The organism is Aneurinibacillus terranovensis DSM 18919 (assembly GCF_000430625.1).
GTDB lineage: Bacteria > Bacillota > Bacilli > Aneurinibacillales > Aneurinibacillaceae > Aneurinibacillus_B > Aneurinibacillus_B terranovensis.
The window spans coordinates 1-25,115 of record NZ_AUMJ01000058.1; the positions used below are offsets into that span (position 1 = coordinate 1).

Annotated in this window: 30 protein-coding genes, 2 pseudogenes and 1 riboswitch; of the genes and pseudogenes, 19 read left to right on the forward strand and 13 right to left on the reverse strand. The window is 39.3% G+C overall.

Translation table 11 applies throughout. The features are described from left to right. On the reverse strand, positions 1 to 266 hold a 266-nt coding region (locus H525_RS0110965; RefSeq protein WP_027416256.1), incomplete at its 3' end, for a transposase. 70 nt (positions 267 to 336) lie between these two features. On the opposite strand from H525_RS0110965, the pseudogene H525_RS26285 reads away from it, so the two are divergent. The 11 genes and pseudogenes from H525_RS26285 to H525_RS0111025 form a co-directional block, all read left to right on the forward strand. After that, positions 337 to 537: pseudogene (locus H525_RS26285) on the forward strand (M48 metallopeptidase family protein); the annotation flags it as partial. A 449-nt stretch (positions 538 to 986) separates the two neighbouring features. Beyond that, the gene (locus H525_RS0110975; protein ID WP_027416257.1) at positions 987 to 1,283 is read left to right on the forward strand and encodes a hypothetical protein; all 297 of its coding nucleotides are present in this window, start codon (positions 987 to 989) and stop codon (positions 1,281 to 1,283) included. A 2-nt stretch (positions 1,284 to 1,285) separates the two neighbouring features. Next, complete coding sequence (locus H525_RS23680) at positions 1,286 to 1,534, forward strand: hypothetical protein (RefSeq protein ID WP_035100722.1); 249 nt, start codon at positions 1,286 to 1,288, stop codon at positions 1,532 to 1,534. Beyond that, entirely contained in the window at positions 1,527 to 1,718 is a 192-nt protein-coding gene (locus tag H525_RS0110985; protein ID WP_027416259.1) for a hypothetical protein, read from the forward strand. Before H525_RS23680 ends, H525_RS0110985 begins: the two co-directional genes overlap by 8 nt. A 2-nt stretch (positions 1,719 to 1,720) precedes the next feature. Further along, positions 1,721 to 1,846, forward strand: a complete 126-nt coding sequence (locus H525_RS28980) for a hypothetical protein (RefSeq protein ID WP_281172606.1) — start codon at positions 1,721 to 1,723, stop codon at positions 1,844 to 1,846. Positions 1,847 to 1,865: 19 nt separating this feature from the next. Then, the gene (locus tag H525_RS0110995) at positions 1,866 to 2,270 is read left to right on the forward strand and encodes a hypothetical protein (RefSeq protein WP_027416260.1); all 405 of its coding nucleotides are present in this window, start codon (positions 1,866 to 1,868) and stop codon (positions 2,268 to 2,270) included. A gap of 455 nt (positions 2,271 to 2,725) precedes the next feature. Next, the gene (locus tag H525_RS0111005; protein ID WP_051330974.1) at positions 2,726 to 3,295 is read left to right on the forward strand and encodes a tyrosine-type recombinase/integrase; all 570 of its coding nucleotides are present in this window, start codon (positions 2,726 to 2,728) and stop codon (positions 3,293 to 3,295) included. An 11-nt stretch (positions 3,296 to 3,306) separates the two neighbouring features. Further along, positions 3,307 to 3,732: a hypothetical protein gene (locus tag H525_RS0111010; RefSeq protein ID WP_027416262.1), complete on the forward strand. Its 426-nt coding sequence runs from the start codon at positions 3,307 to 3,309 to the stop codon at positions 3,730 to 3,732. A gap of 149 nt (positions 3,733 to 3,881) precedes the next feature. Continuing rightward, positions 3,882 to 4,298 carry a hypothetical protein gene (locus H525_RS0111015; protein WP_035100726.1) on the forward strand — a complete coding sequence of 139 codons (417 nt, stop codon included), beginning with the start codon at positions 3,882 to 3,884 and terminating at the stop codon, positions 4,296 to 4,298. Positions 4,299 to 4,646: 348 nt separating this feature from the next. After that, positions 4,647 to 4,895, forward strand: coding sequence for a helix-turn-helix domain-containing protein (locus tag H525_RS0111020; protein WP_027416264.1), 249 nt, complete (start codon positions 4,647 to 4,649; stop codon positions 4,893 to 4,895). Next, entirely contained in the window at positions 4,895 to 6,154 is a 1,260-nt protein-coding gene (locus tag H525_RS0111025; protein ID WP_027416265.1) for a hypothetical protein, read from the forward strand. Before H525_RS0111020 ends, H525_RS0111025 begins: the two co-directional genes overlap by 1 nt. A gap of 659 nt (positions 6,155 to 6,813) precedes the next feature. Here the strand turns inward: H525_RS0111025 and H525_RS29495 are convergent. The 4 genes from H525_RS29495 to H525_RS0111040 form a co-directional block, all read right to left on the reverse strand. Continuing rightward, a complete protein-coding gene (locus H525_RS29495; RefSeq protein ID WP_425387684.1) occupies positions 6,814 to 6,894 on the reverse strand; it encodes a hypothetical protein in 81 nt (26 codons plus the stop codon). Between the two features lie 180 nt (positions 6,895 to 7,074). Then, positions 7,075 to 7,317, reverse strand: coding sequence for a hypothetical protein (locus H525_RS26290; protein WP_081413355.1), 243 nt, complete (start codon positions 7,315 to 7,317; stop codon positions 7,075 to 7,077). 151 nt (positions 7,318 to 7,468) lie between these two features. Further along, complete coding sequence (locus tag H525_RS0111035) at positions 7,469 to 7,891, reverse strand: universal stress protein (protein WP_027416266.1); 423 nt, start codon at positions 7,889 to 7,891, stop codon at positions 7,469 to 7,471. 36 nt (positions 7,892 to 7,927) lie between these two features. Next, complete coding sequence (locus H525_RS0111040) at positions 7,928 to 8,995, reverse strand: YeiH family protein (RefSeq protein WP_027416267.1); 1,068 nt, start codon at positions 8,993 to 8,995, stop codon at positions 7,928 to 7,930. A gap of 136 nt (positions 8,996 to 9,131) precedes the next feature. Between H525_RS0111040 and H525_RS0111045 the strand changes: the two genes are divergently transcribed. Then, a complete protein-coding gene (locus H525_RS0111045; protein ID WP_027416268.1) occupies positions 9,132 to 10,040 on the forward strand; it encodes a LysR family transcriptional regulator in 909 nt (302 codons plus the stop codon). Between the two features lie 181 nt (positions 10,041 to 10,221). Here H525_RS0111045 and H525_RS0111050 read toward each other — a convergent pair whose 3' ends face one another. After that, positions 10,222 to 10,569 carry a helix-turn-helix domain-containing protein gene (locus H525_RS0111050; RefSeq protein ID WP_027416269.1) on the reverse strand — a complete coding sequence of 116 codons (348 nt, stop codon included), beginning with the start codon at positions 10,567 to 10,569 and terminating at the stop codon, positions 10,222 to 10,224. Positions 10,570 to 10,799: 230 nt separating this feature from the next. Next, positions 10,800 to 10,886, forward strand: a riboswitch (cyclic di-GMP riboswitch). Between H525_RS0111050 and H525_RS29500 the strand changes: the two genes are divergently transcribed. Both H525_RS29500 and H525_RS0111060 read left to right on the forward strand, forming a co-directional pair. Next, complete coding sequence (locus tag H525_RS29500) at positions 10,860 to 11,066, forward strand: response regulator (RefSeq protein WP_027416270.1); 207 nt, start codon at positions 10,860 to 10,862, stop codon at positions 11,064 to 11,066. (Overlaps the previous riboswitch by 27 nt.) An 86-nt stretch (positions 11,067 to 11,152) precedes the next feature. After that, complete coding sequence (locus H525_RS0111060) at positions 11,153 to 13,015, forward strand: FapA family protein (RefSeq protein WP_051330972.1); 1,863 nt, start codon at positions 11,153 to 11,155, stop codon at positions 13,013 to 13,015. Between the two features lie 188 nt (positions 13,016 to 13,203). On the opposite strand, the gene H525_RS23685 is transcribed toward H525_RS0111060, so the two are convergent. The 6 genes from H525_RS23685 to H525_RS0111100 all read right to left on the reverse strand — a co-directional run bounded on the left by H525_RS23685 (position 13,204) and on the right by H525_RS0111100 (position 18,828). Further along, entirely contained in the window at positions 13,204 to 14,202 is a 999-nt protein-coding gene (locus H525_RS23685) for a sugar phosphate nucleotidyltransferase (protein WP_051330973.1), read from the reverse strand. 55 nt (positions 14,203 to 14,257) lie between these two features. Continuing rightward, a complete protein-coding gene (locus tag H525_RS0111070; RefSeq protein WP_027416272.1) occupies positions 14,258 to 14,449 on the reverse strand; it encodes a hypothetical protein in 192 nt (63 codons plus the stop codon). Then, complete coding sequence (locus H525_RS0111075; RefSeq protein ID WP_027416273.1) at positions 14,446 to 15,282, reverse strand: DUF6492 family protein; 837 nt, start codon at positions 15,280 to 15,282, stop codon at positions 14,446 to 14,448. The genes H525_RS0111070 and H525_RS0111075 overlap by 4 nt, the downstream gene beginning before the upstream one ends. A 301-nt stretch (positions 15,283 to 15,583) precedes the next feature. Continuing rightward, positions 15,584 to 15,964: a DUF3147 family protein gene (locus H525_RS0111085; RefSeq protein ID WP_027416274.1), complete on the reverse strand. Its 381-nt coding sequence runs from the start codon at positions 15,962 to 15,964 to the stop codon at positions 15,584 to 15,586. An 11-nt stretch (positions 15,965 to 15,975) separates the two neighbouring features. Beyond that, positions 15,976 to 16,338: a DUF3147 family protein gene (locus tag H525_RS0111090; RefSeq protein ID WP_027416275.1), complete on the reverse strand. Its 363-nt coding sequence runs from the start codon at positions 16,336 to 16,338 to the stop codon at positions 15,976 to 15,978. A gap of 318 nt (positions 16,339 to 16,656) precedes the next feature. After that, positions 16,657 to 18,828 (reverse strand): methyl-accepting chemotaxis protein, encoded by a 2,172-nt coding sequence (locus H525_RS0111100; RefSeq protein WP_027416276.1) that lies wholly within the window; start codon positions 18,826 to 18,828, stop codon positions 16,657 to 16,659. Between the two features lie 364 nt (positions 18,829 to 19,192). Here H525_RS0111100 and H525_RS0111105 point away from each other — a divergent pair, with 364 nt between their 5' ends. The 4 genes from H525_RS0111105 to H525_RS0111125 all read left to right on the forward strand — a co-directional run bounded on the left by H525_RS0111105 (position 19,193) and on the right by H525_RS0111125 (position 22,851). Next, positions 19,193 to 19,684 (forward strand): hypothetical protein, encoded by a 492-nt coding sequence (locus tag H525_RS0111105; RefSeq protein WP_027416277.1) that lies wholly within the window; start codon positions 19,193 to 19,195, stop codon positions 19,682 to 19,684. A 37-nt stretch (positions 19,685 to 19,721) separates the two neighbouring features. After that, a complete protein-coding gene (locus H525_RS0111110; RefSeq protein ID WP_155837231.1) occupies positions 19,722 to 20,528 on the forward strand; it encodes a hypothetical protein in 807 nt (268 codons plus the stop codon). A gap of 222 nt (positions 20,529 to 20,750) precedes the next feature. Beyond that, positions 20,751 to 22,133 carry an arsenic transporter gene (locus tag H525_RS0111120; protein WP_081413356.1) on the forward strand — a complete coding sequence of 461 codons (1,383 nt, stop codon included), beginning with the start codon at positions 20,751 to 20,753 and terminating at the stop codon, positions 22,131 to 22,133. A 34-nt stretch (positions 22,134 to 22,167) separates the two neighbouring features. Continuing rightward, complete coding sequence (locus H525_RS0111125) at positions 22,168 to 22,851, forward strand: DUF2642 domain-containing protein (RefSeq protein WP_155837232.1); 684 nt, start codon at positions 22,168 to 22,170, stop codon at positions 22,849 to 22,851. A gap of 115 nt (positions 22,852 to 22,966) precedes the next feature. Here the strand turns inward: H525_RS0111125 and H525_RS28555 are convergent. After that, positions 22,967 to 23,287 (reverse strand): annotated as a pseudogene (locus H525_RS28555) (hypothetical protein); the annotation flags it as partial. Positions 23,288 to 23,765: 478 nt separating this feature from the next. On the opposite strand from H525_RS28555, the gene H525_RS0111135 reads away from it, so the two are divergent. Further along, positions 23,766 to 25,115 (forward strand): APC family permease, encoded by a 1,350-nt coding sequence (locus tag H525_RS0111135; RefSeq protein WP_027416283.1) that lies wholly within the window; start codon positions 23,766 to 23,768, stop codon positions 25,113 to 25,115.

The following is a 25,115-nucleotide window of genomic DNA, read 5'->3' on the forward strand; positions in this document are numbered from 1 at the left end:
CAATTGACTTCCAGCGTCAGTTGGCCGACCAGCTTCTCCAATTGTTCCTGCTTCTCCTCATAGCTCCTTTTCATCTTTTCAGCTGCCTTGCTTTCCCGTCCGAACACCATGGAGGCTCGCTCCAAAAATTCTCCTTTCCACCGGCTCAACATCACCGGACTGATTTCATACTTCCCGGCAATTTCATTCACCGTCTGCTCTTCCCTCAGCACTTCCAGTACGACCTTCGTCTTAAATTCTGCCGTATATCGATTTCGTTTCTCCATGTCCTCAGTATAACTTATTTATCGCCTCCTTGTGTCTCACCTTATGGGTTCATTGTAGGGTTCGTGTTTAAAGGATTCAAATAAAATCCTTCTTAATTTTGAACTTATCAAAGCTCCAAAATATTGTATCGACTATGTTGTTTTACATGAGTTAGCCCATTTTTTACATAAAAATCATGACCACAAATTTTATGATTTTCTATATGCGATAATGCCTGATTGGAAAGAAAGAAAAACCATACTTGATGAAGAAATTGTAAGGGATTTGTAAGAAATTTGCAGGCTAACATCTATGTCATTGATAACTTGCAACGGGTTTCAATTTTAGGTACGATTAAAGTGTCAGATTATTATAGAATAAAATAATCTACTGTGTGGGTTCTGTTGGAGATAAGAATAAATAACAGAATAAAATCCTATGTGCAAATTGTTTTAAAAAAAGAAACAATTATTGCATATAGGATTTTTTTATTTTTAATTGACCAAAGTCAATGGAGAGAAAGGTTTGTGAGGATTTATGGATTTATTACTTCTGGTAAGTGGATTAGCCGTTGTATTCATAATCATCATTGCTTCAATTTCAGTCTATACCATAAGTGAAAACCGAAAAGAGAAAGCGTTAATTGTAATGAAACAAGTCGAAACGGAGAGAAGCGGTAGACATTTTAGTTTATAAAGAGTTTGAAATAAAACGGCAAAGATTGAGGGAGCGACTGAATCATGACTGACTTTACAGTATTTGTTGAAGAATTGGAGCGTCAAATTGAACACCACAGAGGAGAGGGCGGAACGAGTTATCGGCTCGAAACAGCAGAACTTTCGCTCGATATAGCGTTGAAAACTGGAGTAATGGAACCGTTCTACCTATCGAGGGAATCATCAAGAGAAGTGGTAGCTCGGTTCCTAAAAGACCATCATGATGATGACAGAATTGATGATGTAGCAAAGGCACTGTATACCATGTCGAGACGACTGATATTTAAAGCTATGATGCCAGAAGAACTAAAAAACATCTAAGAATGAGACGAGAAGAAAGGAATAAAAGAGGTTTTTCACTTATCAAGATAACCGAAGATGAATTGAAAGACGATTTAAAAGTATTTGAGGATGCTTTTCCAACTGGTGTTTACAGTATTCCGAATCTGAACAAGTACCGTGTTAAGGTACGCAGGCTGTTAGACTTCTGCAACAAAACGGGTCGAATACCAGGCGACCTGACAGAAGAAGAATGGAAAGAGTTCTTGGAAGAGGGGGATGACAATGAATAAAAAAGAAGAACGATGTCCGAAATGTAATGCAAATTTGACGGGTGAAGAGATACCTGACGAATTAAAGGAACATTATGCAGGAACCCATTGGAGCAAGAAGATTATCATAGCACCGTATATCGGAGCAGATAGCGTAGCGTTTCAATGCCCCTATTGCAAACATCAATGGAAGAAGGAGAACTAAGCGTGAATGAAAAAATACTGCATGATAAAGCTCCGTTCCCGCAAGCGAGGATTAGCAAAGGAGCAACTTGTAAAGCGTTGGAGAGACTGTTGGAAGCAATCGCTAAATTAAAACGGGAGTTAGAATAGTTATGGAGGCGTATATTGAATGAATGAACCATTGATTCCGAGAAGAGAACCACAACCCATCAATTATGGACAATTCCAAGCACATATACCAGGAGAAGGGAAATGGGAATGCTTCGATGGATTTTTGTTTGCCCCTGCCAATGACGACAGTGAACGCATAAAAGCACTTTTAATGCTGATGTACCAGGTCGGATTTAAGCGGATGCTTGAAATTCTACCAGATGAAAGTCTATACGAGCTAATTGATGCCATTTGTGATTTTTCAAATCATAGTCATGATGAATACATCCGCAATCATTGGAATGAAAAGGGGTTTGATATGATGCTTTCTTATATCGAATATCTCGAACAAAAGTGCAAGAAAGATTATCAAAGGGGCTTCAATGATGGAGTCAAGTTTTGTGAGCAAAACGGACATCGCTAAAGTTGCAAATGCGGTAGATGGAAGTTGAATTATTATCAAACGCTAAAAAATGTACATGTTGTATTGGGTAAGGAACAAATCAACTTTTGGGAACAAGAAACTATACGGAAGCTGACTTTGAAGAAGCTGGTTTAAGTGTTTGTTTTCTTTTAGAAAAAAGACTATGCGAAAGGAGTGATTGAGTTGAAATTGAAGCGGAAAAGGAAACGGTCAGTATTGCATCCAAACACCACAGTCGTTATGAAACAAACGATAATCGAGAAGATTGATAAAGCGATTGAGAAAATTGGGAACAGGTACTAACGAGTTTTACACAATGTTGGATTGGTAAACTTAAAACCCTATGAAATCAGGGTTTATGATAGTTTCTTAATTTCTTCCATTATTAGTTTTACAGAATTGCAAAATAACTACATTATGGAAAACTCAAAAGAAGGAGGAAATGCACTTTGGAAATGACCTATCCATTAAAAGATGTAAAGGATATTGATGAAATGAAGGAATATTTTCTCAATGTTCAGGAGAACAAGAGAAACTACTTGTTATTTATGACGGGGATTTCATCGGCTTTGCGTATATCAGACATTCTGAAACTCAAAGTTCAAGATATATCAGACGGAAAAAAAGCAAAAGACCATATCGTACTCAAAGAAATAAAAACGGGTAAGCGTAAAGAATTTGCTGTGAGTCAAAATTTGAAAAAGGCAATAAACGCATATTTGCATGAGTACACACCTGAACTGGACGATTATGTATTTATTAGCCGACAAGGTGACGAGAAACCCATCACCCGCCAACGTGCCGTGCAAATCTTAAAACAAGCTCTCGATGCCTGTGGGTTATCATATATAAATTTCGGGAGTCATGGGATGCGAAAGACATTTTCCTACCATCTATATAAACGTGGAACCGATATTTATTATCTTATGCGTCTACTCAATCATTCCAGCCCTAAACAAGTTCTCGCTTATATCGGAATCGAACAAGAGGAATTAGACAGAATTTATATCAATCTAAACCTGTAGGAGTGTAGCGTATGACGGACGATTATAAAGACACATACGAGTACAGGGCTGGATATCTTGCGGGGCATACAGAAGGCTTTAAAAAAGCATTACAAGTGTATATAAAAAGGCTCCCAATAGCAGACCGATTGGAGATTGCAGAAAAAAGCTTTCATCATCTTTCATTGAAAGATGTCGTTGGAGTTTGTGGAATCACCTGGGATGAAGTCAATGAGCTTGCAAATCGCTATCCATTCCAAATCATAGAAGAGTGCGAAAACAAAAGGGTTATAACAAATGACATGGATGACTACCAACGAGCGTATGTAGAAGGTGGTTACGAGGAAGCAAAACGGATTGTACGGAACGGGATGTTTTCCGTATGCACTGGAAACGATATACGATTGTGCAAGGCTCCCACTAAAGGAAATCAAATCATTGATGAACGAATACATTGACAAACATATCAGTCAATCACTTTAATTCTCAATAAAATCAAGCTGTTTTATAGGATGTTGGTTGAAGATCTTCTGCTATGCCAATTTCGATGTTATGGAGTTCTCAGTGGTTTTGGGGTGGACTTGATTTGTATAACGGAGGGGATTTTGTGAAAAAGGATTATAAAAACCAGATAGACAAGATTCGATTGGAGTCTGAAAAAAACAAGCCCACGACAGATGCATTTAGAGCATTCTTTCCATCTAAAGATTTTGACCCCGATAGGGAAATAAGGGTAGAAATTGCAACGAAATGTATTCATTATCTTCCGCTTAATAGAATCATAGAAGTATGTGGATTAGATTGGATACAAATAAAAACTATTGTAAATGATTATGATTTCCGTGCTTTTTCCGAACGTGAAGAACATATAACTACGGAGAACTCAAACGAGTTTGCTAATATATATGAGGACACAAAAAAATTGCTTGATAAATTTCCCATAAGGGAAGTTAGCGAGCGTAGCTCACTGAACATGAGAGTTTTCAAAGAACTCCTAAATAAGTATATTGACAACAGAGTATAACGGGGTAGTTCCGTTACAATCAGTACGTTCATCTATATTTAATCATTCTGTTTTTGCCTACTCGACCAAATCGTGAGTAGGTTTTTTTCTTTTTTTAGGATGGTAAGACGTGATTCGACACAATTGCTATTCAATTTGGATTCTTGTCTAACTAAAATGGAAACAGTTGAACCATCGCTCTTCTTTTTTATTCTACCTCGGTTCTAATCATTTAGCTCCCATAAGAAACATTTATTCCTTTCTCATTTATTTTCCTATGACCATATAAACCCAATTTTTTGTTTGCTTGTGTTATAAAAAGTAACACAACTGTATATGATATAAAAATTCAAAAGGAGGATTAATAGAATGATAGATATTCTGACCAACAAAAAGATTTCCGTAGCTGAAAGGCTCTTGCTTCTCTACTTACAAGAAAAGCAAGAAAACGGAGTTGTAAACAAAGAGAAAAAAGAGATTGCACAGGAACTTGGGATTAGAAGAGAAACAGTTATTCGCTACGTAGCAGAACTGCAAGAGCATGGTTTTATCCGAGAAGAAAGAGATTATACGAACAAACCAAGCAAAATCAGAATTTTGAAGGAGGTAAAAAGATAATGGGATACAAAGAGTTATTTCTTGATTACAACGCTATGACTTATGAAGAAAGAAAAGCTGATTGGGAAAGAAGAATGGAGAAATTAAAAGTAGATAATCCCGCAAAATACGAGAAAGAAATGGAAAAACATAATAGAATGTTAGAAAATCAGAATCAAAAACTGGTTTATAACAAGGACTCTTCCGCAAAAGAAAAAGTGCTTTGGGCGAAAGCACTTAAAAATGAAAATCAATTCGTAGATTACCATAAAGAAAACTACACTACTATTATAAACAAAATTGCGTTAGATATAAATGTTGAATCCTACGAATACGCCATTAAATGGTTCCGAAAAATAAATCTTCTCAATTTCCTTGGCATCGAGGTAGGTATCGGGAAAAACTTCAAATGTCCAATTCTTAAGAGTAATATCGCTTCTGTTAATTTCGATGAACACGGTAATTGGAGATACTTTACAAGAAATAAAGAAAATACAGATGGCTACGTATTCGACATTATAGATATTATGCAAATCATCTACAACATCCATTATTATAAAGCACTCAATAAGCTATGTGAAATGGCTAAAATAAATGTGAAAGAGGGAGAATGGATGAACAAACAAAAGATTAAATATGCGGACAATATCATAGAAATACAAAATGTTGACGAAGAAATGGCTATGAGATACCCTGGTTTATTTAAGTTCATTAAGAAGCATCTATATCTCCTACAGGAAATGAACGCCATCGGGCTTGCTAACATTTCGACAGAAAGAGAAGCAGTAGATAACGAAAGCATCTTCTTCGCTTCTTCACGGCATATAGCTGAAAAATTTGAAGAACAAGGAATCAAAAAAGACCATTCAACCGTTAGTAGGTTATTGAATATGTTTACTGCACTTGGACTCATTCAAAAAGTCCATCAGAAACAAGTTCCAACACACCTCATGGAAAAAGCGAAAGAGCAAATCGCAAATGAGGAATATCATTTCACCGTAACTTTCTATCGTATTCCAGAAATGTCCAGCGAAGTGTTAACGGCCGCAGAACAAAGAGCCATGAAGCTGAAAAAAGCGGGTATAAAGGCAACTGGAATTAGGATTGATAACATAGAAAAAGCACTTGGAAGTGTTGTATTACAAGATGTTTTTGGAGATACAAAAGGAATAATAAAGGCAATTAAGGAAAATAAAAGAAAAAAGAAACAAGCAAACGCTGATGTAAAAGTAAAAGAAGAGACTGTTGCAGAAGAAAAAAAGATACATTTGATTCCATAACATTTTAAGAACCTATCCGATAGGTTCTATTTTTACTAAATTATATTAAACGATTTCATTATCATAAAAAGTGCAACAATAACCTTCTCTTAAATATGAAAAACAGATATCAGAAGTTGTATTCAAAAGTTTCAATGAATGTTTTTAATACGTCATTTTACTTTTAGTCGCCCTGTAGGGCTTTATAGTATTTTTTTGTTCCGAAATTTCATTTGTTGGTTTGAAGCTGTTTCTGGTAATGACAGCAAAGGGGATTATTAACAATCATAGGTGTTTGGAAAGTTTCCCGTTTCCCCTTTGGCTGTTGTTAAAAACCATTCTTCAATTTAATTTATTTTGAATTTTCCCAATGAAATGCTTTTGAGTGTAGAAGCCCTTAAAGGGCGAAAAGAAGTAAACGGAAGTATCAAAAAACCATCTATAAAACCTTTGAAGTTTGTTTAAAACATATAAATAGAAGGTTATTGTCGCACTTTTTTACCCCAATTACGTATATAAAGAAGCGACCGCCCATTGTTGCTTTTGTCGAGTTTTGGGTGGTCATTTTTTAATGTTATAATCGCTAAATAACAATCTTGATAGAATTTGATTGTTTGCCCCTTGTGGCGTTGCGGTGAACCGTATCATAAGTGATGGTAAAACAGTAAACTACATTACATTTATTTAAGTAATCGTTTAACCCCCTCTGCCGATTTCATGAGCGCTTTATGTTCTTCTTCCGTTAATTGAATCTCAAGCACTTGTTCAACCCCTTTTGCACCAAGTACTACAGGGACACCTAGAACAAGCCATCTACTCCATATTGCCTTTTACAAATGCGGAAACAGGCATAATTCGTTTTTCATCAAGCAAAATGGCTTCCATCATAGATACGATCGATGAGCCAGGAGCATAATAGGCATTTCCTGTTTTCAGCAGGTTTACGATTTCTCCGCCACCAAAACGCCTCTAAGTCCGATCACTTTTTCAGGGGCAAAACCACTTTCATGAAGTGCAACTTGTGCCATGACATCCGAAGGATTGGTGACCAGAATCAAAAAGGCGTTTGGCGATAATGGTTCGGCAAGTAAGAATCTTGTGCGTGTTCTTTGACAATCAAACATATGGGGTGGTGGCAAATCATGTGTTGCCATGTAAAATGTTTGCACCGTCACTTTGGTCATAGGCGAAAACCAAGCTTACTATGACCATTCCAACGTACAAACGATTTCTACTAACCGTTGGAACAACGGGGTTAGCTCAATCAATTTATCTGCGTTGGCTGATATTACTTGAGAAGCCCCCACTTCAAGCGTTAGCTAAGTGGGGGGTAGTTCACTTCCTAACAACAAGGACGGGGATATGAGAGCGGTGCAAGACACCGTGTGCAACACTGCCTAATAAGGCCCGATCAACAATACCTCTCCCATGACTTCCCACGATTATCAAATCTGCCTGCTCTTCTTTGGCAACCTCACAGATTGTTATACTCGGATGACCCGTGCGATGCAAGAATTGAACACGATTTTGCCACTTGGAAAACAAGTGTTCCACAACCTCGTTTTGAATTTGCTGCACGAGGTGTTCTTCATAGCGATCGACTGCATTAGGCACTAAGTCATACGCATAATTTTCTTTTGCAGTGACGTATAAAACAACAGCAGTGGCTTCAGACCAAGCATCTAAAAATTCCCCTGTCATTCGTGCCGCATGTTCGGAGTATTCCGAACCGTCAGTTGCAAATAAAAGTCTTTTCATTCATAACCACCCTCTCATTAGTTGTATAAAATCCAATTACATGGCAACAAACGTTAAGAAGGAAAGAACGATTGATGTAATCGACATGGCAATAAGTGGTCGCAATGCTTTCGTTCGGAGATCTTTAAGGCTTACATTCAACCCGAGTCCCACCATAGCCATGGTTAAAACAAATGATGTAAAATTCGCTACATTGTTCATAACAGTCTTCGAAACGAATAGATGCTTGCCAAGAACATAGCTTCCGAAGAAACTCATTACGATAAACCCAATCAAGAACCAAGGGAACTCGATTTTTGTGTCAGATTGTAATTTCCCTCTACGTTTCATCCAATACATCAAGATAAAACTGAGTGGAACAAGCAGGAAGACCCGCCCCAATTTTGCCAATAAGCCAATTGCCAGAGCGTCTTGACCAGCAGGAGCCGCCGCTAATGCAACGTGCGCAATCTCATGTAAGCTTACACCTGACCAGATGCCGTATTGAATGCCCGTTAAGTCTATGAAAGGTCTTAAAATGGTATATGCGATGGCAAATACAGTACCTACCAAAGCAATAATCCCCGCTCCAATCGCTGTATCTTCATCTTTAGCTTTTAGAATGGGGGATACTGCCGCAATGGCAGCCGCACCGCAAACCCCTGTACCGATTCCTAGAAGAAGGGATAAGGACGAATCCGCTCTTAACCATTTTGCTAATAATACCGTTAGAAAAATGGAGAAAACAATCGTTCCGACATCACGTAAAAGCAAACCAAGTCCCTGATGAAAAACAATGTCGATATTTAGCTTTAAACCAAACAAGATAATGGCAAGCCGTAATAATTTTTTTGCCGAGAATTGAATCCCAGGACGTATGGATTCTGGATATCCCCATATTTGACGATACACAACAGCAATAATGATCGCAGACGCGAGTTGACCAACATGATCAAAACCTGGCACTTTTGCTAACCCATAACCCATTAAAGCAATGACAAACGTAAAGGCAATTCCGCCTATCCATAATCCAAACGATGAAGCTTTGTTTAACTGGTTTAGTTCATCCTTTGATATTTTGGACCCATCTGACAATGGCACGGTGTTTTTTACTTGAGTCGCCATTTCGCCACCTCCGTTATTCTTTACATTTCCATCATAATGCGCATATTAGAATAACGAAAATAAATCATTATGATGATAATGATAAGTAAATAGGTATAATAAATACTGGGTATCTTTAAAATCGGGGGGAGTCATATTGGATCAATCGTTGCTTGTTTTTGTTACCGTAGCAGAAAAGGAAAACTTCACACGTGCGGCAGAAGAATTGCACATGACCCAACCTGCAGTCAGTCAATACATTCAAACACTTGAACGAATGGTTGGGACGAAACTTTTGGAACGAAACAATAAATATGTACGATTAAACAAAGCAGGAGAAATCGTGTACCATCACGCAAAAGAAATATTGGGACTCTATACCCGAATGCAGTGCCTAGTGGATGATTTAATGCATACGGCCAGTGGGAATTTATCCATAGGGGCAAGTTATACATATGGAGAATATGTACTTCCCCACATCATTGCACACTTGCGCGAGCAATATCCATTGATAAAGCCAACCATTACCATTGGCAATACAAAAGAAATCGCGGAACTGGTTGCCAGTCATCAATTGGATATTGGAATTGTAGAAGGGGACTTTAAACATAAGAGCCTACATATTGAATCATTTGCAGAGGATCTCATGTTTATCATTATCTCAGCCAACCATCGATATGCAAATCGAAAGGAAATACAAATATCCGAATTATGTGAAGAAACATGGATTGTCCGAGAAGAAGGTTCGGGGACACGAGAGGCAACCGAAAAAATGTTTGCCAAATTCCAACTTCATCCGCATAACATCATGGAATTTGGCAGTACTCAAATCATTAAAGAATCTGTAGAAGCGGGTTTAGGTATAACGCTACTTTCACATTGGGCTGTTCGTAAAGAAATCTCACTGGGCACATTAAAGGTTCTAAAAATAAATGGAATTCCCGTTTCCCGTAAATTTTCGTTAATCACGCAAGCCACACAATTTCATACGAAAGCCACGGAGGTTTTTTTGGATATCTTGCGGAAGAATGAAGCCTTACCTGAATTGAATATGAATGGTTATTGACATATTTTCATAGTTGCCCAGACCCGTCCACTTGCTCATGTCACAATATCGTGCACGATAGCAAGTCCGACCCCGGCCCCGCTGCTATTTCTTGACTTTGAGGGATCGACATTCATTATACCTTGTGGAAAGCCAGTAAAAAAGAATAAACCGATCCACACAGTTTTTCCGTCGTATGTTTTCAGGAATTATTTCCAACTCTTTCTAGAACTACATACTCTAAAAAGTCTCGAATCGATTTCAGTTCATCTTCCTCTAACTTAATTCCATCCCAATGAAGTTGTCGATTTTGTAATAATAGCTTGGCATTCGTTTCAAGAATGCTCGGATCGTTTATGATTCCTAATAAATAATCCGTGGATACTTGCAGGACCGATGCCAGAGATTGTATCGTGGCGATATTGGGTTCTCGATATTTTAATTCATAACTGGCATAGGTACTTTTGGCTACGCCAATTTTTTCAGCAATTTGTTCCATTGTCATTCTTTTCTGCTTTCTCGCTAGTCGCAAGCGTTCTTGAAACGACATTTGTTCACAACCTTTCACGTCAAATTTTTCCACAATAGATAATATATCATAAATTCTTGTTTTTGAAAGTATATTTTTGTCAATAAAGAAAGAAATAAGTCACGATTTCGTAATAAACTATTGAAAAGTTTGCGTTTTGTGAATATAATAAGGCTTACATCCTATGTAAATAAGCGTTTTGTAATTGTTTTACTTAGTTCTAAAGACCTGAACCAAGAAAATATTCTCTCATACGATAATGGCAAACCTTTCGAAAGGAAGGGACGCAAAGCTGTGGACCTACGGAACTCTTGTTCTATGGTAGCCAAGCCGCCGAATTGGGTGCTTTTAAACATCATCCAATGGGTGATGTTTTTATTTTTCAAGGGGAGGGGAATATCGCAAAAATTATGATTGCAGAAGATCACGCAGGTATTCGATTTCTTTACAGGACTTTATTAACAAGTAAAGGCCACCAGATTATTGCGGAAACGACGAATCTTGAGCGAATGATGTGAACAATTCCTTGAATCAGTTTCTAATGCTGTGAATTGATTGAATAGTATGATTACTTTTACGTTTTACCAGTTGGGAGGTGTTTACTGTGACGAAGCAGATGACAGAACATGAATTGACACTTTTAATCAAGCAGTTAGATCTTAGCGAACTTGATGTTGATTTCATTGATAAACCAATATACGGAAAAAAAGAGAATATCGACGGATTGCCACGAAAACAAGATGGATGGATACAAGTGAAAGACCGCAGGATTATCATTCAAGATCCTGTTGACGGGGGAAAATTACCTGTTATTAGTTCTATAGCACCAGTAAAGCTAAAAATCAATGACACTGAAATTGTTTCTGAATCTACGATCACATCGGCTGATCGCATTAGCTGGGAGATTGAAGAAAAGCCCTTGTTTGAAATCATAGTCTCAAATGATAAATTGCATGCATATTTTCATTTGAGATCGAAAGAACGGTTTGGTTGGAAACTTATGAATACAGAGCCTGTATCTAAGATCATCATTATGGCTGAAGAGGATAGGAACATCGTGTTAGAGACTGTTCATTTAACCGATGTTGCTTCAATACTTGAGCAAAAATCAATAAAATCGAATCTTGATCTTGCATCCATTCAACAAGAGTTGATTTCTCCTACGTACAAACCCATCGTTGTAGCTAAAGGAAAAGCGGCAGTGCCGGGAAAAGATGCACAATTGGAGATATACTTTTCACAACAAGTAGAGAGCCAATTTTTTGAAGTCGGTGGTTCAGTTGATTTTCGCAATCACATGCAAATTCCTTCCGTTAAAAAGGGAGAAATCATTGCAAAGAAAATACCATTAGTCGAAGGTGTTCCTGGATATGATGTTTATGGTGATGTAATCATTCCTCCTGCGCCCAAAGATATATTTATTGTAGCAAAATCAAATGTTGAACTAACCGCTGATGGAGAAATCATTGCATTAAAAGAGGGAAGACCAAGAATTACTGGTAGTAGAATCAAAACGTTTGATATATCGACAGCCTTTATCGTCTCTGGAAACGTGGACATCGAGACAGGAAATATCGTCTTCTCTGGTGACGTTATTGTTTACGGTAATGTAACGGATCATATGATTATTGAATCATTAGGGAATGTGTATGTCTATGGCAATATATATAACGCTACTGTTACAGCTACAGGAAGTATTCATGTTAGAGGAAACGTGATCGGAAGCAAGCTTTACTCCGGATATTTTGGTGTTATGTTCAATCGATTATATAATACCTCAAAAACGCTAAGTGAGCTATTCGAAAAACTTTTGCTGGCTTCCAAGGTGCTTGTACAAGCCCTTGAGTTAAGAAAACAAACCATTCGGTTTGGGCAAATTGTACTATTGCTGATGGAAAATAAGTTTAAAGAAATACCAACCACCATTAGAGAACTGTTGTCTGTCATTGCAAATATTCAACATCTTAAAAATGAAGAGTACCAGAAGTTGAAAGAGATGTCCGAGGTTTTCTTTCAACCGACCAAATTGTTGGAAACGGCTACGGATAGTTTGATCCAAAGTTTTTTAGTATTGCTTCGTGATACACATCAAGAAGTCGCTCGTATGCAAGAGGAAAAAGTACAAATTTACATTAACCAATGCCATAACAGTGAGCTAAAGTCGAATGGCGATATTTTGATTCAGCGCGAAGGAGTACTCCTTAGTGATTTGTACTCTGCAAAAAACATTATTTTCAATCACGAGTCTGCTGTTTGTCGGGGTTCAAAACTTGAAGCTGGAGACAGTATATCAGCCAAAACGATTGATGGACAAACAGGTGCGAATACTGTACTCAAGGCAAATAGGAAAGTGAGTGTTAAAAAAATGCTGTCGGGTCGGGTTTGTATTGGACGCTTTTGCATGGATATATATGAGGCAATTGAGAATAAGACCTTCGATATCCGTAACATAAAGCAGAGAGATTGATTCTCTTCATGGAGGTCATATGATTGAACTGTTGGAGAGAGTACCCTTATTCAATAACCTTAGCCCGAATCAGTTGAAGAGCATCTCCAGTGTATGTAGACGTTCCAATGGAGCGTCTTTTTCCGTCTTCGAATCCATTACCATGCTATCGGTTCCCGGGCTCTTTTTTTCTCAGCCGGTTTTCTGGTCTATTTTTGCTCCATGTCATCGAGAATCTGCTTAATGCGGCTTGAATTTTTTTTGCTAGCAATAAGAATGCCATCCGGGCTGGCAGCTATGATAATATCAGGTACATCAATCACATGAATAGGGCAGGACAGCTCATTGATGATATGGGTATTTTGTGAGTCATCGGAGATTTCTCCTGCACCAATAACGCTGCTGTCAAGATAATCCGCCAACGCACTCCAGCTGCCGAGATCGTTCCAGCCCTTATGGTAGGGAACCACGACGGAACGAGGGGTCTTTTCTACGACTTCATAGTCAAAACTTAACTCAGGCAGATGTTCATACGCAGCGAGCAATTCCTCATAATCAACAGGTAGCCCTTTGCTCCTTAAGAAAGAAAGCATGAATCGAATCGGGAAGGCGAAAACGCCGCAATTCCACAGGGCCCTCTTTTTTATCAGGCTGCGTGCTCTCCCTTCAACAGGCTTTTCCACGAATCGCTCCACCGGATAATAGTTGGTGCCGCCGTTGCTCTTAGGCACAATATAACCAAACTGATTGGATGGGTGCGTAGGCGTGGTTCCGAGAAGAGCCAGATCGGCGTGGGATTCAACAAGGATATCGGGCAGCGTACCCACTATCTCAAAAAAATCGGTTTCGACGAATAAGTCGACAGGAAGGACACAAACCATTTCTTCAGGATCGGCATGTATCTTTGAATGAAGATACGTGATGGCTAAAGCGACAGCAGTGAAGGTTCCCCTTTTTAAAGGTTCACTGATGATTGGAATCCTGTCGCCGACGTGGTTTTTCGTAATATTCATTTGGCTTTTATGTGTAATAATATAAGTAGATGGAAGCAGTCCTACCGAATCCAATTGTCTGCAAACTCTCTGGATCATCGATTCTCTGCCGCCGTTCTTTATTGGTAATAACTTCAGAAATATCTTTGATCTTATCTCATTTGAAAGCGGCCAGAGTCTTTTTCCGGAACCACCGGATAGTAATACTATTTTCAAGACCATTCCTCCTGAAGTTATCATCCACGTTGTTTTTTTAGCCGGATTACTTTTTCTACGACTTTTTTATGAAGGATGTTAACTTTTTTAGCTGGCCGCTGCCTATTTTCATCGGCCTTTTCATTTTCGTATCAACTTTGACATCAACACCCTGCCGATGTAACGCAAGCACATACTCCCTGCTCGCTATGCCAATACCACTCGCTCTAAGTACAGGGCCTCTCCATACCACTTGATAATGTGTCATAGATTTACGCCCTTTTTTGTGATCCCTTTTCTTTTGAAATACCATCTCCGTTCGTGTAACGATACTGACCTGTATTTTTTAGCCCATTGCTTTACATTGAAAGGGGTTATTTTTGCAACGTTCCTGTTTATACCTTTGTTCAACGCTTTCTTTTGAATTAACTTGCCGGGATATTTTGCGTAGAGAAAGTTTCCATACGTTTCGAATTCTGAGAAGGTTACCTGCTTTGATTTGTCGATACTCCGTATGATAGCGCGATACCAGTTTGTTTTGTGTTTAGCTTCAATGGCTCGTTTCAATTCCAAAACTTTTGCCTTTTCGAATAGCATATAGTGGGTGACAAAAGATAAGCGTGAGCCAGCCCTTTTCCCCAAAAGCTTTTTGTAGGTCTTAAAATATTCGGCGCGGCTCCAATTTCTGCAATAAAACACGGTCTTTTGATTTTGTCTGAATATATGCGGGCGAATCAGAACCGTATCGGCATCAATGACCAGATAGAAGTTCTGGGAACATAATGAATCCCCACTTAATTTTAAAAGTTGTTGAAAAAGCCAGCCTGACCGGTCCCATTTCTTTGTTCGATAAGGAATATTTTTTTTTGTAATTGGCAGCACAGAATTTTCATCAACAAATGTACATTTCTTTTGCCTGCACAATTTTTTAATCTTCCCGTTGTTGGGGGCAACGATGATGATATCACCAATAGGATGCTTCACATTTTTTTTAACTCCATCAATCACAAAAGGGAGGACTTTTAAATCCTTTTCGATAACAGGAATTAGAACATCTATTTTGATCCTGCCGGTCAATGGGCGATTTGTTGCGGGTGACATTTCTTCATCTCCTTTTGCACGTATCTACACCATGGTATGTCAATGGAGAGGCAACGAATTGTGCTGAAGCGGAGATCAAAAAAAATGTATGGTGTGTCAAAAATCAATTCGTGGCAATAATATCAGTGGGCGTAAAACACTAAGCATTCTTGGGTAAGTAAACGAAGGGGAGGGTTAATTTGACAACCGAGCAAAGTCAGTATTTAAAGAAGTTGAACAACGTGCAAGAGGGACTTAAAAATGCATGGGTGGATTATTGGAAGCATTATTCTCATACAGGAACATGGCAATTTTTCTGATTCTATGAAGTACCGGCCGGGGCCGTGCGTCTGTTTCTAATTTTCTCCCGTACTTTTAGTATAAGAATCGCACTTCCATACCAGAGCAATAACCCGAGAAGTATGCTCATCCACCAAACATGGCTAAGAGAAAGAAAGAAAAGAACGGAAACGACACAAATCGTACATCCTATCATGCCATATACGGAACCTTGGGCAATTTGCGCCGCCTTTTTCGACCCGCTTGTGATGCCCATCATCATTACGGCTACGACCATTACAACTGGAAAGGCGGCAAATATTCCCCCAAGTATTTTCCACGGTACTAAATACGATACGATATAACTTAACATAACGGCTGTGCCGCCAAGTAAAAAGCGAAAAAATAAATCTTTCTTGTTCATTCTATTGCCTCCTAAGCTGCAGTGGATAAATATACTGTCACCATTGAAAGGAAAAACCAACAAAAAAGCGAATAAGCCAGCCCTCGTTTCCAGCCATCCCTTGTGCACACATATCCTGTTACGATGGCACAAAGGATATTAATCGACATCCCGATAAGTGCTCCTTTGGATAACGTAATGGATTTTGCGATAAGCTCACTTCCTGTAAAATCCAAATGAATCGTAAGCAGAGCTGCTAAGTAAACAGCTGGAAAAGCGGCGAAAATCCCACCTATTTTACTCCCTGCTTTTTTAGCAAGAAGGGAAGAAACGACAACGCATCCTCCGCCCAACAAAAACCGAATGATTAAACCACCAATTGATAAAGCACCCATGACAGGCTTCCTTCTTTCTGTACAGAACTAAACCATGCTTTTTCTCCACAAACATATCGATATTTGTGAAAAATATCACATGATTTATTTTAGACTACCGTGTTCCTTTTTTCCAAGTGAATATTTATGTAACATTTATGTACCGTTTTCATAATAAGAAAAGGACTAGCTATAAGAAAAGGACTAGCTTTGACCTTTCGGGAATGGCTGTCTTTCTTTCGCATGAGGCGTCGACCGCAGCCACTCTCGAAAGGTACTTACCTAACTCAGCAAGAAACATGAAATATAAAGAGAGAACGCGTCCGTTACCTCCTTACGTTATTTTGTTGAAAGTTTGAATTTATCTACTAAGCGACGAAGATTGAATATGACCAAGGAACTCTGTTCTGAATCGAAACGTGCATCTTGTACCATATTTACCATTTCTCCAGTAGATTGATCCACATTTCCCACTGTTTTGACATTTTGTTCGTTTATACTGGCGATATTGCCAATGATGTTTCTGATCTGTTCTGTTACGTCTGGATGGGAAGCAGAGGACTGGGACATTGAGGTCAGCACTCCTTGTACCATTTGAACGTAGCTGGCCCCTTTTTCCACCTCTTTACTGCTCTCTTGAATTGCCTTCTGAACTAAATGGGAACCAACCTTGATTTTTTCCAGTGTATGACTTATTTCCTGTGTGGATGAAGTGGTTTGTTCAGCGAGTTTTCGAATTTCTTGAGCGACAACAGCGAATCCGCGCCCATACTCGCCAGCTCTGGATGCTTCAATCGTTGCATTTAACGCCAGTAAATTTGTCTGGTTTGCAACATTGTTAATGGTATCTACAATGCGTCCGATATTGCTGGAGTGTTCAGTGAAATTCGCGGTCAATGCCATTGCCTCATGTACCCGCTCTACAATCGCTTGCATTTTCACATTAATGCTTTCTACCTGATCCTGAGCATGGAACAATTGTTCCTGTGATAACTGTTCTACGCTTCGAAGAGTGTCACTTACCTGATCAACCTGTTGCATTGCTTGTTGTACATCTTCTAACTGCTGCCTCATACCCTCTAGCATGTCATCCATACGTTTAATCACAGTAAAGGAATCCTTTTCAACTTGAATCGTTTTTCCTCGCAACGACTCATTGGTCTGTTCCACATCCAACGTGGCAGATTTTACTTTGCTTATCAGTTCATCCAAACTATCAATGAGGTTGTTGACCCAACGTCCCAATTCACTCGTTTCATCGTTAGACTGCGTGCTATGGTCTAACCGGATGGTAAGGTCTCCACCACCCTCCGCAATTTGCCGGATGATTTGTGTCATATGGTTCAAGCGGGATGTTATAGGAACGACTCCTTTTTTATAAAAAAGATACGCAGCAAGAACCCCATATAGTATTTCGATAAATAAAATAGCCCAGGAAGGCAATATATTAGAAAGTACTAATCCTTGATGCAGGGCAATTCCTATTGCGGTTAAGGTGGCGAACCTTTTGCCTAATCGCCAGCTTATGGAGCGCCGCCTGTAGACCTCTTCCAAATCGGCCTCGCACATCATCCCCCATATATCCGGTGATCCGGGCATCTGAAACGTTATTCCTTTACCAATTACCGGGACATGGCGGTAGTCAGAGTAGCCGGGGAAGTGGACGAAAATATTTTCGCCATTCCGAATGGTATTCATCACACCGGGGTGTAATTCCTTTGTGGCCGGATCTGTAAAACGGATTTCAAATTCGGTATGATTGCGAATTTTCACAACACCCCAGTGCTTGGTATGTACCCCGTCTTTAAGATTTTCCCCCAGTGTAAACGTTCGATCTTCAAAACGGCTGCGGGACAAGGCGGTACCTGGAGAAATCGCCGGGTCAAAATTTGACTTGGCCATAAACAAGTAATTATCCCCTGAATCGCGGTATACGTGTCCGGCTTCCCGCTGTATTAAATCACCCAACACATCATTTGGAATGCGGCCGGCTACTATGTAGTTCAACTTTCCATGCTGGATGATTGGTTGTAGAAACAGCAGGGTCACTTCATCATGGAATTGGGAAGTGCGCGGACCGATTTCGAGGGTGATTTGATCGAGAAAAGGCCCGTAAAGCATTTTTTCTTGGGTATGAAATATGTGATCAATTGCTCGTTTAAGAATAGGAGTTTGCCCCCCTGAATATGACCTGCCTCGATGCTTGGTATACGTGGAGGCGCTAACGATACACTCTGGGGTTAACAGAAACAATTCTGTAAAATAAACCGCTTTTTGCAATCGGTCTTCAAGATATTGACTGCGGTCTACTTCTGGGATCCGCTGCAATTCTAAAGAGGTGTTTTCCAGAAACGCCCATTGTTCATTTGCCCAGTCTGTTAACAAGGTGACACGTGTTTTGGCGATTCCTTCGAATATTTCTTCAATTGACTTCGTAATTTGGCGGTTCAGTTGATACGACCACCAAAGCGGAACACCTTCCCGAAAGTCTAGCCATCCAAAAAAGCCCATTTTATTCCCCTCCTATTCCAGCGTTAGGAATGATATTTAACAACTATTGTAATGTTATATATCATAATAGGAATATTGTAAGGTTATATTACGTGATTATGCAAGTTTAATTAGAAAGTTTTTAACGTTAAGACATTCTTGACTTCCCTCCGTCCATGCATCATTACATACAAAAAAACTTAACGATCAATATTTTGAAATGTAAGGATATAGCGGGAAAGGGATTGCGCGGACAAGGTTAACAGGCTCTATAGAAGCCTAAACTTTGAAGAACAGGCGGTTTCATCAGTCCTAAAGAGTCACTGGCAACGTAAGATACAGTACATTTAATTACCATTAACAAATGAGAGGGGACATCATCCTAATGGAACTTTCCAAATTGGACTCGTTGGTTGGAAGAACTGTAAGAATCGGTAGAGTGGGTCCTGAATCCAGATGCGGGAAGTTATTAAAGATAAGCTCGGATCATCTGGTTCTGTATTGTGAGGATGAGGGGGTTATTTATTACAAAGCCAATCATATTAAAAGCATTAGCCTGGACGCAAAGGACTATTCTAATGCTACGTCAGTTGATCCGAACTATGTCGCGCCTCAATATTTGGAGGTGGATACATTTGAACAAGTATTGGAAGGAATGAAAAACCGCTGGGTACAAATTAATCGTGGCCCTGATAGAGTGGAGGGGGTATTGGCTGAAAACTATGATGACCGCTTAGTTTTAGTATCAAAGAATGAGGTCGTAACTATTTTTAATTTTCATATCAAAAACATTAGTTACGAAGTAAAGCAAGATAAGGAGAAGAAAGAACAGCAGGAGAAAGGAAAAAAAGATGAAAACAAGAACGATAAAAAATGATCGCAATGTCACTAACAATGATACGTAAAGGGAGGCAATGATAGAAATGGATTTGAATCACCAGGATGCCGAATCCTTGAAGGGTAAGATAGTTAGGATCGGCAATGTAGGTCCTGAGTCTGGCTTAGGTAGAGTATTGTTTGTCGGAAGCGATTACTTGGTTTTATTGGATGATAGAGAACAAGTGACCTATTATAACATCGACCATATTAAAAGGCTTTCTTATGATGCAAAGGATTATTCCGATATGGAGAATCAGGCAGATAATCAAACGAGCTCCTATTTCGAAGCTGATAATTTCCACCATCTTTTGCAAATGATGATGTATCACATGGTGCGGGTTAACGGAGGAAGCCCGGAATGCATCCAAGGGGTGCTTAGTGATACCTCTTCAGAGGATTTTATTACTTTGATTATGAATTCAGAAATGAGTAACATCTTTACAGAACACATCAAAACTATTAGTTTTGTCGATGACCGGTCAATTGTCGAACAAAGTGACGACAGCACAAACAACAAAGATGGCAAAAGGAATCATGTTGACGGTCAGGTTGAATCTGCCGACGCATCTCATAATGAGAAAAATCACAAGGAGAACAAAACCGAACAGCAGCCCTTTACGCTAAATTACCGGAAACAGAAAGATCCACGCAAGAGGAAGCAAAGAAATCATACTTTGAAAGAACAGATTAGGAAGAGCGATGGCAGAATAAAGAGTATTGCGTTTAAAAAAATAATGAACACGACAAAGGGGAGGGTGGTGAAAATCAAATACAAATCGCAAAGGAAAATCAAATATCTTAATGTATGGCTCGCCGATTTTGTAACAGCTGGAAGAAATTAAAGTAGAAGAAACTCATATTGCGAAAGGGGGAAGTGCGATTGGTATTTGCCTTCATTTTTCTATTCGCAGGATGGATGCTTTTTTCTCTTCTTAGGCCGCCTGAATTCATCGAAACATTTATCCAGAATAAAATTTATCGCCCTAGATTCAGATTTACAGGAAAACGTCCAGGGGACGAAAAGTCGATTCTAACGGCAAGTCAGGAAACTGGAGCGAAATTTAATGTTTGATGGAAATGCAATGTTTATGTTTACCGTTTTCCTCGTTACTATACTATTTATCATTTGGAGGCCATTTGGAATCAATGAGTCATATCCGTCCGGGATTGGTGCGGCCATCACCTTTCTCGCGGGAATCGTTGGGCTGCAAGATATTTACAAAATAGTGGGTATTGTAAGTCCGGCAGCCATAACCATTCTATCAACCATTGTCATGTCAATCGTATTGGAGAGCATTGGGTTATTTAAATGGGCAGCTTATAATATCGCGGCAAGAGCAAACGGCTCAGGTGTTAAACTCTTTTGGTACATTAACTTGCTTTGTTTTTTAATGACCCTTTTTTTTAACAATGACGGCAGTATTCTCATCACTACCCCCATCATTATTCAGATCCTGACTATATTGAACCTGAAGCATCATCAGAAAATCATATATCTTCTATCCGGGGCTTTAATAGCGACAGGGGCGAGCGCTCCTATTGGTGTGAGTAATCTGGCAAACTTAATCGCATTAAATATAGTGGGGCTTGATTTAAATTCGTATGCAGCCATGATGTTTGTTCCCTCTATTATTGGATTGACATCCATCGCATGTCTTCTTTTCTCCTATTTTAGAAAAAGTATTCCAATAAAAATCTCTCGACTATCTGATGTAAATCTGGATTATTTTATCGGGAGAGAAATAAGTGGAGGCAAAGTGACAAATTTTCACCCTTTAAAGAGAACGGGCGAGCATCTGCCTCCACTCTTCGATTGGAGATTGTTCAAGATATGCCTCTCCATTGTTGTATCGGTTAGAGTAAGCTTCTTTTTACTAGCTCCGTTTGGCATTGCTCCTGAATGGCCGGCTGTTATAGGTGCGGGATTGCTTATTGGTGTAAGGTGGTATTTCAGAGGGATCGGCGCTATTGACGTGGTAAAAAAAACACCATGGTATATTTTAATTTTTGCCTTTAGCATGTATGTAATTGTCTACGGCCTGCACAATTCAGGATTAACCGCACTGATTATTAACGGCTTAAGAGATTATGTATCTGCAGGTAATTACACCACCATATTTATTGTAGGTTTATTGCTCACGGTAATGTCGAATTTACTCAACAATTTGCCCTCTGTAATGATTGGAACCATAACCTTAACAGAAATGGGATTGAATAACCAAACATTACATGTGGCTTATTTGGCGAATATTATCGGAAGTGATATTGGCTCTCTATTGTTGCCAATGGGTACACTCGCATCCTTAATTTGGATGTTTATCCTTCGTCAAAACCAAATAAAAATTACATGGGGAGATTATCTGAAGGTAACTATTCTTGTCATACCATTGGGTTTGCTAATAAGTCTTTTAAGTCTATATTTCTGGATTAAATGGTTTATTCACTAGGTATTTTATTCAAACGCAAAGTTAGGTGTTGTTAATGATGGGAAATTTTCTGGATACATTTTTCGGAAAGGAAGTTCTAATAGAATTAACAGGAGAAGGAAGGCATATCGGCATTCTAATTGATGCCGGATCCGACATACTTGTTTTGTATGATGGAACTCAATATGTTTATCTGCCATTTCTTCATGTGAAACACTTAAAATTAAATATAAATATAAAAAATGCTAAAATACCAACCCCGACTGATAGTGAGCCTTTTGATAATAGAGATGAAATAACCTATCGAAAAATATTAACCAATGCAAAAGGCTTATTTGTTAAGCTAAATGTTACAGGGAATCAACTCATCCATGGCTACGTTACTAATGTTCTTACAAACTATTTTGTTTTTTACTCTCCTGCCTATAAGACGATGTACATCCCCTTGCTTCATTTAAAATGGCTTATACCATACAATTCCAACACATCTCTATATGCTCTGGAAAATGATTTTTTTCCGGTTAATCCATCGACTATCCCATTATCGAGAACATTTGAAGAGCAGTTGAAAAAACTGGAGGGAAAACTTATTTTTCTCGATTTGGGGACGCATTCACACAAGATTGGACAGCTCAACAAGGTCGATAAAGGAGTCATTGAATTCATTACAGCAGATGAAACCCGATTATTTTATAATATTGACCACATAAAAACAGTCCATTCACCTTATTTGACCTGAACGCTTTGCGATTTGAACTGTCTACCAGGCAGGGAATGTCTTGACCAATCTGAAAAAGACCGGGTACAGAAAGTATCCGGTCTTTTAGCCGATAATTTAGTTTAATATTACTTTACTACACTTTTGTCAGGTCAGGCACGTTCAAGGGTTCCCTTTCTTTTACATTTGGCTTCTTCAAGTTGAACAATGCTTTGACTGCTACGTAAATCAGCGGCAGAACCCCGACGACAATAAAAATCGTGTCCGGCACAATGCGCATCCATAATAAATGACCGGCGGAATGACAATTATGCCGGCCAAACCAATGTTTAAGCCCCGGCAAGAGATTTTCAGCAGCTTCTCGTTCCGTGCTTCCGGTTTTACAATGTTGCGCAAAGAATCCAAGTACCCCGGCACCAACCAGGTTCCAGTTAGCTGTTGAAATGAGGAACCAGAACGGCCCTTATACACACAAGTCAGAGAAGAATGATTCTGATTCAAAAAAGACTTAACGTAGGAATCTGTCCCTTATATAAAACGCACCGTGTATTGTTATAGATATAACGGGGGATTCCCGTTTATTTTGCAAGCAGAAAGAGGATAGGTGGTGTAAAAAGACAGTAGATTTTAATTCAATTATGAATTAAAGATGATTCCTGTTTTTAATGTGCCTGTATTAAAAAGGGCTGTTAAAGTTTTTATAAAATTGGCATAAAGGTTGCATATGAAAGAATGCGTAACAATGTGAATCCTTAATCCTGATAGGCTCAATGATTGAGAGGTAGCCCAGCACACGAATGAAAGCGCTGTCTAGTCGGACGATCATTCCTTACAGGATTGCCAATATTCCTTATGGCGGGTTGGTAGTGGATACCGGGTTTTTAAGCAAGCAGTCCGGGTAATAGTAGAATACTTAGATTGTAAGGGGGATTTTAATGAAGAACCAGGAAGTTTCTCTACAGCGGTCATTAACTTTATCTCATTTGGTTTTATTTGGACTCGCCTATTTGGCGCCAATGATCGTGTTTGGGATTTACGGCACGATTGCCCAGGCCACGCACGGGCTGGAGGCAAGCGCATATCTTGTCGCTATGATTGCTATGTTTTTCACCGCATACAGTTATAGTCAAATGGTAAAGGCATACCCGGTCGCGGGATCTTCTTACACCTATACGCGCAAATCAATCAATTCCCATGTTGGCTTCATGGTAGGATGGGCGATTCTCTTAGATTACGTTTTCATACCAATGGCCATCTGGCTCATTGGAAGCTCCTATTTAAACGCGGCGTTTCCCCAGGTGCCTGTATGGGTGTGGGTACTTTCCTTTATCATCGTGACTACTGTAATTAATATCGCAGGGATTAAGCTTAGCAAGAATATCAACGTATTGATGATGGCTTTTCAGTTTCTCGTTATCGCTATTTTTATTATTTTATGCGTTAAAAATGTAATGGGTGGTATGGGAGCCGGAACACTTGTTTCGATAAGCCCATTTGCGAATGGCCATGTTCCGTTTTCGTTTGTGCTTGCCGGTGCTGCGATTGCCTGTTATTCGTTTCTTGGATTTGACGCCGTTTCTACTTTTACAGAGGAGACGATTCAACCGGAAAAAACAATTCCGAGAGCGATCCTTCTTACCACATTGATTGGCGGCGCCATTTTTATTGTTTCAGCGTATGTCACCCAGTTAGTCCACCCGAATTACAATGATTTCAAAGATGTAAACTCGGCCGGTTTTGAGATCGCCCGTCAAATTGGAGGAAACTTATTTAGTTCTATCTTCCTGGCAGGGATTATTATCGCACAGTTCGCTTCCGGGATTTCTGCCCAGGCCAGCGCTTCCAGGCTTCTGTATGCAATGGGGCGTGACGCTGTGCTGCCCAAGAAAGTGTTTGGCTATCTTCATCCAAAGTTTAGAACGCCTGTATTCAATATCATCGTTGTTGCTGTAATTGCGCTGCTTGCGCTCAAACTTGATGTATCTACGTCGACCTCTTTCATTAATTTTGGTGCATTTGCTGCCTTCACACTGGTGAACGTTTCTGTTATTGTCCATTATTTTGTTAAGGGGCGCAGACGAACATTTAAAGACAGCTTATTCTATTTCTTATTTCCGCTGATTGGTGCAGCGTTTGATAGTTGGCTTTTGGTCAGCTTAGATAAAGATGCGTTAATCCTGGGAGCAATCTGGGCGGCATGTGGATTTGGCTATCTGTTGTTCCTCACAAAAATGCTTAGAAAGCAGCCGCCTGAACTGAATTTTGATATAGAGGAAGCCGTGTAA